Raw genomic sequence first — 12,546 nt, 5'->3', positions numbered from 1 at the left:
CGCACATGAGTACCCCGCAAGCGACGCCGGGCCGGGGCGGAACGAACCTCGTACTGGCCACGCTGTTCTTCGGCGTGTTCGCCCTGGGCTGTACCGAACTGCTCGTGGTCGGCCTGCTCGAACCGATCGCCGCCGACCTCGGCGTCTCCATTCCCGCGGCCGGCGCCCTGGTGACCTCCTACGCGCTGGGCCTGGCGATCGGCGGCCCGATCCTGACCGCGCTGACGATCCGGCTGGACAGGCGTGCCGTGCTCGCCGGCGCGCTCGTCCTGTTCGCCGTGGCCAACCTGGCCCCGGTGCTGATCGCCGACTATGCCCTCTTCGTCGTGGCGCGCGGTGTCGACGGCGCGGCGCAGGGGCTGTTCGTCGCCGTCGCGTTCGGGGTCGGCACCTCGATCGCCCCACCGGAGCGCGCGGGCCGGGCGATCTCCGTGATCATCTCGGGCGTCGCCGTCTCGGCCGCCCTGGGCCTGCCGCTGGGCACGGCGATCGGCCAGACGCTCGGCTGGCGCGGCTCGTTCACCGCGATCATCGTGCTCAGCGTGATCGTGCTGATCGCCACCCTGGCGCTGGTTCCCGCCGTGCCCGGCAGCGGCAGCGGCTCCTCCGGCCAGGCCAGGTACGCCCTCGCCCCCCGGGTGCTCGCCGTGCTGGGCCTGAACCTGGTGGTGTTCACCTCGCTGTACGCGGCGCTGACCTACATCGTGCCGTTCCTGCGGGACGTCACGGGCGTCCCCGCCGCGATGGTCAGCGTGTACCTGTTCGTCTACGGCCTGGCCACCGCCGTGGGGTCCTTCTCCGGCGGCTGGTTCGCCGACAGGAACGCCGCCCGCACCCTGGTCGTCGGCACCACCGGCATGGCGGCCGCCCTGCTGATGCTCCACCTCGTCGGGGGCAACCCGGTCCTGGTGGCGCTGACGATGCTGCTCTGGGGCCTGTTCGCCTTCGTCATGGTGCCCTCGCTCCAGCTCCGCGTGGTGAGCCTGGCCGGCCCGGGCGGCGAGTTGGCGCAGTCGCTGCCCGCCTCCGCGATCAACATCGGCGTCGCCCTGGGCCCGATCGCCGGCGGCATCGCGCTCAGCAGCAGCGCCTCCGCCCCGGTGATCACCGGCCTGGCCATCGCGCTGGTCGGCATCGCGGCCTCCGTGGCCACCGGCTACCTCAAGCCACCCCCGGCCACGACGACCGCTCCGACCGTTCAGTCCACACGCCGCTAGCGCACGGGACCAGCCAGTCAGGCCAGAGCGCGAACCGTACGCGCCGCGTAATCGTCCGCGGGTGTCCACCCGCAAACGCGTTGCCATGCCGCTGCGTCGCTTGACATCCTCATCCCGGTGATCGAAACCCATCGCCCCGTCAAAGCCACCGTGGCCATCCCCGTCACCGTGCGCGACCTGCTTCCCCGCGATCTGCCGGCGTGCGCATGGTCGGGGTCGGCCGGCCACCTGCGCCTCGTGGAGCGGGAGCTGACGCGCGCCGCGAAGGGAGAGGTGGACTACCTGGCGGTATGCACCCCCGTGGACCTGCCGGTGGCCATCGGCGGTGTCGACTACCGGCTCCGCGAGGGGGCCGGCACCCTGTGGCAGCTCGCCGTGCTCCCGGCGCTGCAGTCCCGTGGCCTGGGAACGTTGCTGATCCAGGCCGCCGAACAGCGCATCGGTGAACGGGGGCTGCGCAGGGCGGAACTCGCCGTCGAGGAGGGCAATCCTCGAGCTCGCGCTCTGTACGAACGCCTGGGCTATGTCGCCTATGGCCGCAAGCCGGAGGCCTGGGACGAGGAAGCGCCGGACGGCTCGGTCCATCGCCATGAGACCACGTGCGTTCTCATGCGCAAGGATCTCTGATTTCCGGGAAGCGCCGATCCCCGGCCGACACGGCGCCTGTCCCTGGTCAGCGGGGGCTGGTTACGGGGTCGGCGAGGTCGAGGGCGGTCGTCACGAAGGCCTTGACCCGGGAGGTGGCCGCGTTCGTGCGCCAGGCGAGCCCCCATTCCAGGGCCGGGCCGTCGTGGATCGGGACGTACGCCACGTCGGGCCGCGCGTAGTAGCGGACCCCCGCCGCGCCGCAGGGAAAGACGCCCTTGCCCGCGCTGACCAGGGTCAGGACCTCCTGGAAGGTGCCGGCCGTCGGGCCTTCCGGTATGGCCTTGCCCGAGGGCGTGGTGTGCAGGTGGCGGGCGGCGCGCAGGTAGGCGGGGATCGACGACGGGACCTGGATGACCTTGTCCCGTGCCAGGTCCTCGACCGAGACGGCCGTACGGCGGGCGAACGCATGGCGTGCCGGCACGGCGAGCACCATCGGCTCGGTGAACAGCACCGGCCCCTGCGTCAGCCCCTCCTCTTCGATGGGGAAGCAGATCAGCATCACGTCGACCTGCCCGTCGAGCAGCGGGTCGAGGGCGGTGCCGATCTGGACCTCCCTGACGTGGACCGCGCAGTCGGGGTGGCGCTCGCGGAACCGTTCGGCCGCCGCGAGCGCGATCTGCCCCGTGGCCGCGGTGAGGAACCCGACCGTCAGCGAGCCGGTGATGCCGCGTGCCGCCTCGATGACCGTCGCGACCGTGGACTGGATCTGGGCGTACGCGGGCCCGAGCCCGTCAAGGAGTTGCACGCCGATGGGCGTCAGCCGTACCTGCCGGGTGGACCGCTCGAAGAGCGGGACGCCGATGCGGCGCTCCAGTTTCTGGATGGTCTGGGTGACGTGGGCGCGCGAGACGAGCAGGCGGTCGGCGGTGCGGCCGAAGTGGAGTTCCTGGGCGAGGGTCAGGAACGTCTCGATCTCGCTGCGCTCCAGGGCCATCCACGCCTCCACCGCGACTGTTCACACTGACTGACCGATTATTGCGGCATTGGGCGTTTTTCCGGAATTAGCCGTGCGTCAGAGTCGGAACCACCGAACAACCGACCATGGAGCACAACCTATGTCTCTCGACCACCGCATCGCCGTCGTCACCGGAGCCTCCAGCGGCATCGGCGCCGCCACCGCCCGCCTCCTGGCCGCCCGAGGGGCCAAGGTGGCGCTCCTGGCCCGCCGCCTCGACCGGCTCGACGCGCTCGCCCAGGAGATCAAGTCCGCCGGGGGAGAGGCGCTGGCCGTCGCCGCCGACATCACCGATCCCGCCACGCTCGCCGCCGCCGCCGGACGGATCGGCGCCACGTACGGCACCGCCGACCTCGTCGTGAGCAACGCCGGCGTGATGCTGCCCTCGGCCATCCAGGCCCGCAACACCGCCGACTGGCGGCGCGAGGTTGACGTCAACGTCAGCGGCGTCCTCAACGTCGTCGACGCCTTCCTCCCCGGCCTCCTCGACGCCGCGGGAGCCGGACGCCCGGCCGACCTGATCACCATGTCCTCGATGACCTCGCACGTCGTCTTCCCCTACATGGCCGTGTACAACGCCACCAAGGCCGCCGTCAGCCACCTGTCGAGGACCATGCGCACCGAACTCGGCCCCCAGGGCGTACGGGTCAGCGTGGTGGAGCCCGCCATGACCGCCACCGAACTCCAGGGACACGTCACCGACGAGGGCGTCAACGCCTGGGTCGCCCAGGCGCGCGAGGCGTTCGCCTGGCTCGACCCGCACGACGTCGCCGAGGTCGTCGCCTTCACCGCCTCGCGTCCCGCGCACGTCAATCTCTCGCAGGTCGTCGTCTACCCCACCCGGCAGGCCTGACGCGATATCGACGTGACCGGGGGAGCGGTCGCCTCTACGCCGAAGACCCGGGGCCGGGCGCCGCCAGAGTCCGCAGGACGCAGAACTCGTTGCCCTCGGGGTCGGCCATGACCACCCAGCCTCGGCCCACGTCCCTCTTGACGGCGCCGAGGCCGAGCAGCCTGGCCACCTCGTCGCCGGTGCTGCGGTCGATCGGACTCACGTCGAGGTGAAGCCGGTTCTTCACGGTCCTGCCCTCGGGCACCTGGATGAACTGCAGCGTGGGCGGCATCTGGCGGGCCAGCACCTCCTCGACGGTCGGGTCCCAGGAGCCGATCTCGACCTTGCCCTCCCTCCGGTCGATCACCGTGAAGTCCAGCACCTCGCACCAGAAGGCCGCGAGTGTCTCCGGATCGTGGCAGTCGATGGTCAGCTCGGTGAATCTGCTGGTCATGTCTCTCCTCAGGTCTCAAGACGTGCCGAACCAGGCGGACAACGCCTCACGCAGCGAGGGCGTCGCGCTGTCCGCGGGTTCGTCGACGGTGGCGGCCCAGGCGATGTGGCCGTCCGGGCGGATGAGCAGGGCGTCGGCCGGCCGGTCACCGGTCTTGGCGGTGTGGACGCCGACGCGCGGCTGCCGGTCCCCGGCGGTTTCGCGCAGGTCCCGGCGGTCGGCGAGGTCGAGGAGGACGGGCCGGGCGGGGCGCATGAGCTCCGCCACGCTCGTCATGCCCCGCTCGGTGTGCAGGGTGAGGTCGGGGGCGAAGGCGCCGGTCAGCGGGTGGCGGCCGGCGCCGGGCATCGGGTAGCGGATGTCGGAGCCGGCGACGAGGGCGCCCATCCGGCGCAGCGGCTGCTCGTCGGTGAGCAGTTCCCGCACGACCTCCCGCAGCGCTTCGGCGGCCGGGTCGTGCCCGCGCCGCAACGCCACCTGGGCCCGGGTGTGCAGCATGGTGCGGGCGCCGGCGAGGTGACGTTCGCCGTGGTACGTGTCCAGCAGGCCGGCCGGGGCCCAGCCGTGCAGGCCGGCGGCCAGCTTCCAGGCGAGGTTGACCGCGTCCAGCATGCCGGCGTTGAGCGCCACGCCGGTGGCCGGGAACAGGTGCGCCGCGTCCCCGGCCAGCAGGATCCGCCCCTCGCGGTAGCGGTCGGCCTGCCGCGCCTTGAACGTGAACCGCGACAGCCGGACCGCCTCGGCCACGGGCAGGTCCACGCCGAGCACGCGGCGGAGACTGTCCTGGAGCTCGGTGACGGTCATCGGGGTGTCGTCGTCGTACTCGACGCTCTCGTCCTCGACGGTGTAGAGCGAGACGGCCTGGGAGCCAGGCGAGGCCCCGATGCCGAAGAGCCCGTGGTCCGTCCGGGTGAACCCCGGGTGGATGACGCCGAAGCCGGGGACGTCGAGGCCGCCGTCGCCGCGCACGGTGACCGTGCCGGGCAGGGTGACCTGGGCCAGCCGGTTGACCTCCGGGTACGTGGTGCCGGGGAAGCCGATCCCGGCCCAGGCGCGGACCCGGCTGCGCGCGCCGTCGCAGCCCACCACGTACCGGGCCCTCACCTGGTACGGCCCGTCCGGGCCGCGGACGTCCACGGTGACGGCGGCCTCGTCCTGGCTCATCCCGGCCACCTCGTGCCCGCGGCGCAGGTCGACGCGGAGTTCGCCGGCCACCTCGCCGAGCAGGCGCTCGAGGTGCTGTTGCGGGAGCGGCAGCGCGCGCATCGGGGGATCGGCGAGCTCGGTGAAGTCCAGGTGCACGCCGCCGAACGGGAACCGGGGAGCCGGGACGGGGCCGGTGCAGGCGGCTTCGAAGCGTCCCAGCAGGCCTCGGTAGCGCAGCAGCTCGAGGATCTGCCCGCCGAGGCCACCGGCCTTGGGGGTGTCGCGGCGCCGCGGCTGCCGCTCCAGCACCAGCGGCCGCACCCCGGCCAGGCGCAGCTCGGCGGCCAGCATGAGGCCGGTCGGCCCGGCTCCCACGATGACCACCTCAGCGCCCCCTGACGGATCTTCTTCCGCGAGCCGGGCGGCATGGTGTTGCTCTGTCATCCCTGACCTTTCGATTCGTCGCGTGACACGTAGTCCCTGAGCCGCCCGTGGCCCGGGCGGGCCACCGTCGTGCGGTCGAGCCCTTCCGGCGAAGGCGCGTACGGCAGGCCGGCCAGGTCGTCCCGGAGGCTCTCCAGCCCGGTCGCGCGGATCGCCACGGCCTCGTGCGGCACCGCCGTGCCGCCCAGGCGCAGGTCCAGCGCAGGAGGTCCACCCACGTGCCCCCTCGACCAGGCGATTTCGTACGAATCGAGGATCAAGTACGGTGAACACCCGGAACAACGTCGAACATCGGAAGATCACCTTCAGTGGGAGTGAACGGAGCAGGTCAGGCGTGGAGCTGCGTGACATCGAGATCTTCCTGACCCTGGCCGAAGAGCTGCATTTCGGCCGCACCGCCGCCCGGCTGTGTCTGTCGCCCGCTCGCGTGACCCAGGCGATCCAGAAGCAGGAACGGCAGGTCGGCGTCCCGCTGTTCGAGCGCACCAACCGCACGGTCCGGCTGACGCAGGTCGGGCGGCAGCTCCGCGACGACCTCCGGCCGCTCCACGCCGGGCTGAAGGAGAGCGTGGAACGCGCCCAGCTCGCCGGCCAGGGCATCACCGGCACGCTGCGCGTCGGCATGCTTCCCCTCAACGCCTACGACCTGCGCCCGTACTGGGACGTCTTCCGCCTCCGCCACCCGCGATGGCAGCTCCGCATCCACAAGGCCCAGCTGGGCGAAGCCTTTCCCGCGCTGCGACGCGGGGACATCGACGTCCTGGTGACCTGGCTCCCCGTCGACGAACCCGACCTCACCGTGGGGCCGGTCCTGTTCGCCGAGCAACGCGTGCTGGCCGTCGCCGTCGACCACCAGCTCGCCCCGCGCGCGTCGGTCTCCCTGGAGATGGTCTCCGACTTCCAGCACCCGAACGCCGACAACGGCCCCGGCTACTGGTACGACGCCTACGCCCCGCGCCTGACCCGGCGGGGCCGCCGGATCGAGCGCGGCCCCGTGGTGCGGGACGCGGAGGAGGCCATGACCCTCGCCAGCATGGACGGGCTCGTCGTGCTCTTCCCCGCCCACGTCACCCGCTACTGGGCGCGACCGGACATCACGTACCTGCCGGTCACCGATCTGGAGCCGCTGCCGTACGCGCTGGTGTGGCGCAGCGAGGCCGAGAGCGAACACGTCCAGGCCCTGGCCGGGATCATTCGCGACCTGGGCCCCCTCCCGCAGGTCCCGGCATGATCCGGCACCTGCTGATCGCCGGGCTGTTACCCCTCAACGTGCCCGCCCAAGCCCCGTCGCTCCACGTGATGACCTGGAACCTCTGCGCGGGCACGAACAGCAACTGCCCCCTCTTCCGCCGCACCACCGCCGAGCTGGCCTGGCACGTCGCCGTGCTGGCGACCAAGGCGGACGTGATCTTCCTCCAGGAGTTCTGCACCGGCGCGGACGGCGACCTGAAGCGCGAGCTGGAGGCGCGTTCCGGCAGGGCGTGGAGCGTCAAGTCGGCCGGGCTGGCCCGTCCCGACGGCTCCCCGTACCAGTGCCACCCGGACCGGAACGGCAGGCCGCGCGGGACGCAGAGCGTCACCCTGGCCGTGGCCGAGCGGAACGCCCGCTTCGGCGTGCACGCGCTGAGCTCGCCGCCGTGGAGTGCCCGGAGGTACGCGGTCTGTACGGCGGACCGGGCGTGGTGCACCGCGCACTTCTCGTCCGGCGCGCACTACGACGACAAGCAGAAGGGCGCGCCCTACCGGCACAAGCAGCTCCGTGAGCTGTTCGAGCTCGGCCGGGGCGTCGTCGGCGGCGACCTCAACCTGGTGCCGCGCGATGCCGCCACCGCCTACAGGGGCCGCGACGAGTGCGACCCGCGCAAGCGGTGGACCTACGTCACCCGCAAGCGGAAGATCGACTACGTGTTCGCCGGCGACGGCCGCATGCGCGGGTGCTTCGTCGACTACGCCAGGAAAGGCTGGTCGGACCACGTGCCGCTGCACGCGTGGGTGGCGCGGTAGTCACCGGTCCTAGGGGTGATCGGGGAGGCGCTCAGCATGACGGCGAACCCGTGGGGAGCCGAGCGCGTACGACAGGGCCACGCCGAAGCAGAGGGACAGCGAGATGCCCAGGAGGAGGTCGGTCAGGGCCGCGGCGAACCCCATGCCGATGGCCAGGCCGCAGGAGAGACCGAGGATCCAGTTGGGGGAGTTCTTCGTGTTCGTCATGGCTCACATCCTTCCGCGGGGGCCGCGGCCGGAGTAGAGACGTAGATCATCGGCACCGTATGACATCTGTCAGCCGAAGGCGCGGAGGAAGGTGTCGGTGGCGGCGCGGGCGAGCTCCCGCAGGTCGGTGTCGGCGATCTGCCGGGTGCCCATGTGGGAGCGCGCCTCCAGCGGCCCGATGAGCAGGGCCAGGAAGTGCTCGGCGGCCTGGTCGGGGTCGGTGGCGCGGAGTCGGCCGGCGAGGATGAGCCGCGCCGGCCGGTCGGCGAGGGCCTGGCTGAGGCGGTGCGGGCCGCTTTCGACGGCGAGGTCGAGGATGTCGGGGAAGTGGGTGAGCTCCGCGTACAGCAGCCGCCGCAGTGCGCAGGAGCGGTCGTCGGCGTGCACGCGGCTACGACGGGATGGCCGCCCAGATGCAGGCGGGACGGGCCAACGACCTGCTCGCGGTCGCCTACGCCGCCCACCACGCGACCGGCGGCACCCGGTACGTGCTGATCGACCCCGGCCCGGTGGCCTCCAGCTTCGCCGGTGAGTACGACCCGCCCATCGCCGCCCAGGTCGCCGCGCTCAAAAGGCACGGCCGGCCGGTCGGTGACGGCATCCGGCCGATCATCGCCCGCGTCGACGCCCCGCCGGCGGCGCCGGTGACCGCGTTCGCGCGCTTCGACCCCATCAGCCTGGACGGTCCCGCCTTCGACCCTCACGCCGCGGCCCGGCTGCACGACCTGACCCGTCGCCTGCTGTCCTCCCTGGAGACCTGACCCCGAGGAGGTCGCCCCGCTCTCCTGGGACCCGCACACCCGGCGCGACGAAGCCGAGCGCGCTCTGACGGGCCCGCCGGAGGCCGAGACCCATGCCGATTAGGCTTCCGCGCCGTGCCCGTCTGTACGTGTGAGACCGACTCACAGGAGGCTGACACGATGCGGAAACTGATCTTCGGCATGAACCTGAGCCTGGACGGCTACATCGCCGCGACCGGCGACGACATCGGCTGGAGCGGGCCGCCGAACGACGAGCTGTTCCAGTTCTGGCTCGACCACGAGCGGGCCAACGACCTGGTGCTGTACGGGCGCAAGCTGTGGGAGACGATGAGCGCCGCCTGGCCGACCGGCGACCAGCACCCCGACGCCACCCCGGCGCGGATCGAGTACGCGCGGAACTGGCGGGACACGCCGAAGGTGGTGTTCTCCTCGACGATCGACAAGGTCGACTGGAACACCCGCCTGGTCAGCGGCGACGCGGTCGCCGAGATCGCCCGGCTCAGGGCCGAGGACGGCGGCCAGATGGGCATCGGCGGCGCGACGCTCGCCGGGGCGGCCATGCGGGCCGGGCTGATCGACGAGTACGTCCTGGCCACCTACCCGGTCCTGGTGGGCGGCGGCACGCCGTTCTTCACGGCGCTGGACAGCTGGGTGAACCTCAATCTGGTGGAGACCCGGACGTTCCCCGGCGGCGTGACGCTGACCCGGTACGAGACGAGGCGATGAGCACGGGCCGGATCCTCGGCCCGTGAACGGTGTGTGCTGGGCCCGCGTCCTATGACAGTGCCGGGGGCAGGCCCAGCCACGGCTTGCCGGTGGCGTCGAATCCGGTGAGCTCGGCGATCTTCCCGTCGACGACGTGCAGGACCGCGATGGCGAACAAGCGGTGCTCGGGGTCGCCGGGGGCGCGCAGGTACAGCGCGGCGGCAGGCATGCGGTTGACCGTCGTGGCGATGCCGCGCCAGTCGTCGTGGCCGCGCCGGAAGAGCCCGCTGGAGACCCAGCCGTCCACCGCCTCCTTGGCCGACCTGACCACGGTGCCCGGGTCGGGCAGCATCGCGAAGCGCAGGTCGTCGCGGAGCAGCGACGTCAGCCCGTCCAGGTCGTTGCGCTCATGGGCGGCCAGGTACGACTTCACCACGCCGCGCTCGTCGTCCGACAGCTCGTGGGTGGCGGGGCTCCGCCAATCGAGGCGGCGGCCGGGCAGCCGCTCGCGCATCGTCACACGGGCCCGCTGCAGCGCGCTGGTCACCGACGCGACGGTCACCCCGAGGGCGCCGGCGGCCTCCGACGCCGGCCGGCCGAGGACGTCGCGCAGGATGAACACCGCCCGCTGCCGCGGCGGCAGGTGCTGGACGGCGACGATGAACGCCAGCTCGATCGTCTCCCGCGCCACCACCGCTTCCTGCGGGTCCTCCGGGAGCATCCGGTCCGGGTACGGCTGCAGGCACAGCACCTCGGAGTCGGGGTCCGGCAGCTCGGACGGCACGGGCACGCGGGCGTTGCGGCTGTCGAGGAAGTCGAGGCAGGCGTTCGTCGCGATCCGGTACAGCCAGGTCCGCAGCGCGGCGTCGCCCTTGAACGACTCCCGCTTGCGCCACGCCCGCAGGAACGTCTCCTGCGTCAGGTCCTGGGCGTCCTCGTAGTTCGCGAGCATCCGGTAGCAGTGCACCTGCAGCTCGCGCCGGTGGCGCTCCGTGACCTGGGCGAACCGTGTCGTGTCGCCCGAGCGGGCCGCCGCGATGAACGCGGCCTCGTCGGCGCCCAGCGGTCTGGCGTCGGTCATGGTCGTCAATCCTTCCACCGGTGCGATAGGGGCTACCAGGACTGACGACGTGGCGGAGGATTCCTGATCGGTCGCACCGGGCCGTCCGCCGGGCCCTCACCTAGCCGGACCGCTCGCCGGTGCGCGCCGAGCGGGTCGCGTGCAACGAGGCCAGGAGCCGCAGCCGGTCGGCGTCGGCGCTGCCCGGCTCGGCGGTGTAGACCAGCATGACCGGGCCGGGGCTGCCGGGCAGCGGGTAGGTGTCCCAGTCCAGGACGATGTCGCCGACCTCCGGGACCCGGAAGGTCTTGGCGCCGCTGACCGACTCGCGCACGTCGTGCCGGGCCCACAGCCGCCGGAACTCGGCGCTGCGGATGCTCAGCTCACCGACGATCGCGGTGGCGCGCGGATGGGTGGGGTCGGTGGCGACGGCGGCGCGCATCATGCCGATGTAGTCCAGGGCCTGCCGCTCCCAGTCGGGGCAGCTCCGCTCGCCGGTCAGCGTGTCGTCGAACATCAGCAGGAGCATGTTGAGCCGGTCGCGCGGGCAGTCGCCCGGGTCGCCGAGCAGCGCCTGGGCCATCGGGTTCCAGTCGAGCAGGTCGAGGTGCCGGCCGAGCACGACCGCCGGGGTGTCCATCACCCGCAGCAGCCGCCGGGTGCTGTCCGGCACCCTTTCCGGCCCCCGGTCCACCCGCGCGGGCGCGGGCCGGCGGGCGGCGCGGGCCAGGGTGAACAGGTGCCGGCGCTCCTCGTCGGCGAGGCCGAGCGCCCCGGCCAGCGCGTCCAGGACGTCGTCGGACGGGCGCACCTCGCGGCCCTGCTCCATCCGCTGGTAGTAGTCGGTGCTCAACCCGGCCAGCAGGGCCAGCTCCTCGCGCCGCAGCCCGGTGACCTTGCGGCGTCCGCCCGGCTCCAGGCCCACGTCGTACGGACTCAGCCGGTTGCGGCGGGCCCGCAGGAAGTCCCCGAGCTCACGGGCGTACAGGTTGGTCATGCCGCAAGTCTGCCGCCTGACCGGCCCCCCAAGGTAGGTCCCGCGGACCTAGGCAACCGGGAACGACGGAGGCGGCCCGCGTCGCCCCTAACGTCGGCGGTCGACCGCACCGAGCCTGACGTCGGCGGTCCACCGCACCCGAGACCTCCAGGAGCAGCAGATGACCGGATGGACCGCTGATCGCATCCCCGACCAGCACGGCCGGATCGCCGTCGTGACCGGCGCCAACTCGGGCCTCGGCCTGGTCACCGCCACCGAGCTGGCCCGCCGCGGCGCCCGTGTCGTGCTCGCCGTCCGTAACACCGCCGCCGGTCAGGAGGCCGCCCGTCGCATCGGCGGCGACGTCGAGGTGCGCGAGCTGGACCTGGCCCGCCTCGACTCGGTACGCGCGTTCGCCGCGAAGCTGGCCGCCGACCACCCGGCGATCGACCTGCTGGTCAACAACGCCGGCGTGGTGCTGCTCGGCCCGCGCCGTACCACCGCCGACGGCTTCGAGCTGCACCTCGGCACCAACATGCTGGGCCACTTCGCGCTGACCGGCCTGCTGCTCGGCAACCTGGCCGCGGCCGCCCGCCCGCGGGTGGTCAGCCTCAGCTCGATCACCCACAGGAACGCCCACCTCGACCTCGACGACCTGATGTTCGAACGTGACTATCGAGCCGCTCCCGCCTACGGCCGGTCCAAGCTCGCCACCACGATCTTCGCCGTCGAGCTGGACCGCCGCCTGCGCGCCGCCGGATCGCCGATCATCAGCACGCTGGCCCACCCCGGCCTGACCCGCACCAACCTCACTCCGCGCGCCTGGGAGCACCGCGGCCGGCTCGGGCAGGTGATCGCGCGGCTCGGCCTGGTGGTCACCCAGCCGGTGGAACGCGGCGCGCTGCCGCAACTGCGCGCCGCGACCGACCCCCGGGTGCGGGGCGGCCAGTTCTTCGGGCCGTCCGGGCCCTGGGAGACCCGCGGCCCGGTCGCCGAGGCCCGGCTCAGCCGCGAGGCGGCCGATCCGGCCGTCGGCAGGTGGCTCTGGGAGGCGGCCGGGCGGTTGACGGGCGTCACGTACCTCTGAACCAGCCGAGACGCGGGCGAATGCCGGGCGGCGGCCATCCGATCAGCGCG

General features: G+C 72.6%; 16 protein-coding genes. 8 read left to right on the top strand and 8 right to left on the bottom strand.

Annotated features, from left to right (window positions below; all coding sequences use genetic code 11):
* Positions 1–5: 5 nt before the first annotated feature.
* Both KME80_RS27375 and KME80_RS52860 read left to right on the top strand, forming a co-directional pair.
* A complete protein-coding gene (locus tag KME80_RS27375; RefSeq protein ID WP_219509186.1) occupies positions 6–1,217 on the top strand; it encodes an MFS transporter in 1,212 nt (403 codons plus the stop codon).
* Positions 1,218–1,334: 117 nt separating this feature from the next.
* Positions 1,335–1,844 (top strand): GNAT family N-acetyltransferase, encoded by a 510-nt coding sequence (locus tag KME80_RS52860; protein WP_219509181.1) that lies wholly within the window; start codon positions 1,335–1,337, stop codon positions 1,842–1,844.
* Positions 1,845–1,890: 46 nt separating this feature from the next.
* Here KME80_RS52860 and KME80_RS27365 read toward each other — a convergent pair whose 3' ends face one another.
* Positions 1,891–2,799, bottom strand: coding sequence for a LysR family transcriptional regulator (locus KME80_RS27365; protein ID WP_246645861.1), 909 nt, complete (start codon positions 2,797–2,799; stop codon positions 1,891–1,893).
* Between the two features lie 121 nt (positions 2,800–2,920).
* Here KME80_RS27365 and KME80_RS27360 point away from each other — a divergent pair, with 121 nt between their 5' ends.
* Positions 2,921–3,673, top strand: a complete 753-nt coding sequence (locus tag KME80_RS27360; protein ID WP_219509179.1) for an SDR family oxidoreductase — start codon at positions 2,921–2,923, stop codon at positions 3,671–3,673.
* Between the two features lie 34 nt (positions 3,674–3,707).
* Here the strand turns inward: KME80_RS27360 and KME80_RS27355 are convergent, their stop codons facing one another.
* From KME80_RS27355 to KME80_RS27345, 3 genes are read right to left on the bottom strand one after another with little or no spacing between them, the layout of a single operon-like run.
* Positions 3,708–4,106 carry a VOC family protein gene (locus KME80_RS27355; protein ID WP_219509176.1) on the bottom strand — a complete coding sequence of 133 codons (399 nt, stop codon included), beginning with the start codon at positions 4,104–4,106 and terminating at the stop codon, positions 3,708–3,710.
* Positions 4,107–4,121: 15 nt separating this feature from the next.
* The gene (locus KME80_RS27350; protein WP_308125946.1) at positions 4,122–5,636 is read right to left on the bottom strand and encodes an FAD-dependent monooxygenase; all 1,515 of its coding nucleotides are present in this window, start codon (positions 5,634–5,636) and stop codon (positions 4,122–4,124) included.
* A 56-nt stretch (positions 5,637–5,692) separates the two neighbouring features.
* Positions 5,693–5,914: a hypothetical protein gene (locus KME80_RS27345; protein WP_219509173.1), complete on the bottom strand. Its 222-nt coding sequence runs from the start codon at positions 5,912–5,914 to the stop codon at positions 5,693–5,695.
* Between the two features lie 116 nt (positions 5,915–6,030).
* Between KME80_RS27345 and KME80_RS27340 the strand changes: the two genes are divergently transcribed.
* The gene (locus tag KME80_RS27340) at positions 6,031–6,927 is read left to right on the top strand and encodes a LysR family transcriptional regulator (protein WP_219509171.1); all 897 of its coding nucleotides are present in this window, start codon (positions 6,031–6,033) and stop codon (positions 6,925–6,927) included.
* Positions 6,924–7,700 (top strand): endonuclease/exonuclease/phosphatase family protein, encoded by a 777-nt coding sequence (locus KME80_RS27335; RefSeq protein WP_219509170.1) that lies wholly within the window; start codon positions 6,924–6,926, stop codon positions 7,698–7,700. The genes KME80_RS27340 and KME80_RS27335 overlap by 4 nt, the downstream gene beginning before the upstream one ends.
* Before the next feature lie 9 nt (positions 7,701–7,709).
* Here the strand turns inward: KME80_RS27335 and KME80_RS27330 are convergent, their stop codons facing one another.
* Both KME80_RS27330 and KME80_RS27325 read right to left on the bottom strand, forming a co-directional pair.
* Positions 7,710–7,907, bottom strand: a complete 198-nt coding sequence (locus KME80_RS27330; protein WP_219509169.1) for a hypothetical protein — start codon at positions 7,905–7,907, stop codon at positions 7,710–7,712.
* A gap of 69 nt (positions 7,908–7,976) precedes the next feature.
* Positions 7,977–8,294 (bottom strand): TetR/AcrR family transcriptional regulator C-terminal domain-containing protein, encoded by a 318-nt coding sequence (locus tag KME80_RS27325; RefSeq protein ID WP_219509168.1) that lies wholly within the window; start codon positions 8,292–8,294, stop codon positions 7,977–7,979.
* A gap of 14 nt (positions 8,295–8,308) precedes the next feature.
* On the opposite strand from KME80_RS27325, the gene KME80_RS27320 reads away from it, so the two are divergent.
* Positions 8,309–8,668, top strand: coding sequence for a hypothetical protein (locus KME80_RS27320; RefSeq protein WP_219509163.1), 360 nt, complete (start codon positions 8,309–8,311; stop codon positions 8,666–8,668).
* 159 nt (positions 8,669–8,827) lie between these two features.
* Positions 8,828–9,394 carry a dihydrofolate reductase family protein gene (locus KME80_RS27315; protein ID WP_219509161.1) on the top strand — a complete coding sequence of 189 codons (567 nt, stop codon included), beginning with the start codon at positions 8,828–8,830 and terminating at the stop codon, positions 9,392–9,394.
* 49 nt (positions 9,395–9,443) lie between these two features.
* Here KME80_RS27315 and KME80_RS27310 read toward each other — a convergent pair whose 3' ends face one another.
* Both KME80_RS27310 and KME80_RS27305 read right to left on the bottom strand, forming a co-directional pair.
* Positions 9,444–10,454 (bottom strand): RNA polymerase subunit sigma-70, encoded by a 1,011-nt coding sequence (locus tag KME80_RS27310; RefSeq protein ID WP_219509159.1) that lies wholly within the window; start codon positions 10,452–10,454, stop codon positions 9,444–9,446.
* A gap of 100 nt (positions 10,455–10,554) precedes the next feature.
* Positions 10,555–11,430, bottom strand: a complete 876-nt coding sequence (locus KME80_RS27305; protein WP_219509157.1) for a helix-turn-helix transcriptional regulator — start codon at positions 11,428–11,430, stop codon at positions 10,555–10,557.
* A gap of 160 nt (positions 11,431–11,590) precedes the next feature.
* On the opposite strand from KME80_RS27305, the gene KME80_RS27300 reads away from it, so the two are divergent.
* Positions 11,591–12,496 carry an oxidoreductase gene (locus KME80_RS27300; RefSeq protein ID WP_219509156.1) on the top strand — a complete coding sequence of 302 codons (906 nt, stop codon included), beginning with the start codon at positions 11,591–11,593 and terminating at the stop codon, positions 12,494–12,496.
* Positions 12,497–12,546 lie beyond the last annotated feature (50 nt).

The sequence above is a fragment of the Nonomuraea ceibae genome, from assembly GCF_019396325.1.
Lineage (GTDB): Bacteria > Actinomycetota > Actinomycetes > Streptosporangiales > Streptosporangiaceae > Nonomuraea > Nonomuraea ceibae.
The sequence above is the reverse complement of the archived record's forward strand: the minus strand, read 5'-3'. Positions and strand labels throughout refer to the sequence as shown.

What these genes read in the sequence shown, in the direction of transcription:
- KME80_RS27320 (WP_219509163.1), top strand. Translation starts at nt 8,309, where the DNA reads ATGGCCGCCCAGATGCAGGCGGGACGGGCCAACGACCTGCTCGCGGTC.
- KME80_RS27330 (WP_219509169.1), bottom strand. Translation starts at nt 7,907, where the DNA reads ATGACGAACACGAAGAACTCCCCCAACTGGATCCTCGGTCTCTCCTGC.
- KME80_RS27335 (WP_219509170.1), top strand. Translation starts at nt 6,924, where the DNA reads ATGATCCGGCACCTGCTGATCGCCGGGCTGTTACCCCTCAACGTGCCC.
- KME80_RS27365 (WP_246645861.1), bottom strand. Translation starts at nt 2,799, where the DNA reads ATGGCCCTGGAGCGCAGCGAGATCGAGACGTTCCTGACCCTCGCCCAG.
- KME80_RS27360 (WP_219509179.1), top strand. Translation starts at nt 2,921, where the DNA reads ATGTCTCTCGACCACCGCATCGCCGTCGTCACCGGAGCCTCCAGCGGC.
- KME80_RS27355 (WP_219509176.1), bottom strand. Translation starts at nt 4,106, where the DNA reads ATGACCAGCAGATTCACCGAGCTGACCATCGACTGCCACGATCCGGAG.
- KME80_RS27310 (WP_219509159.1), bottom strand. Translation starts at nt 10,454, where the DNA reads ATGACCGACGCCAGACCGCTGGGCGCCGACGAGGCCGCGTTCATCGCG.
- KME80_RS27300 (WP_219509156.1), top strand. Translation starts at nt 11,591, where the DNA reads ATGACCGGATGGACCGCTGATCGCATCCCCGACCAGCACGGCCGGATC.
- KME80_RS27315 (WP_219509161.1), top strand. Translation starts at nt 8,828, where the DNA reads ATGCGGAAACTGATCTTCGGCATGAACCTGAGCCTGGACGGCTACATC.
- KME80_RS27305 (WP_219509157.1), bottom strand. Translation starts at nt 11,430, where the DNA reads ATGACCAACCTGTACGCCCGTGAGCTCGGGGACTTCCTGCGGGCCCGC.
- KME80_RS27375 (WP_219509186.1), top strand. Translation starts at nt 6, where the DNA reads ATGAGTACCCCGCAAGCGACGCCGGGCCGGGGCGGAACGAACCTCGTA.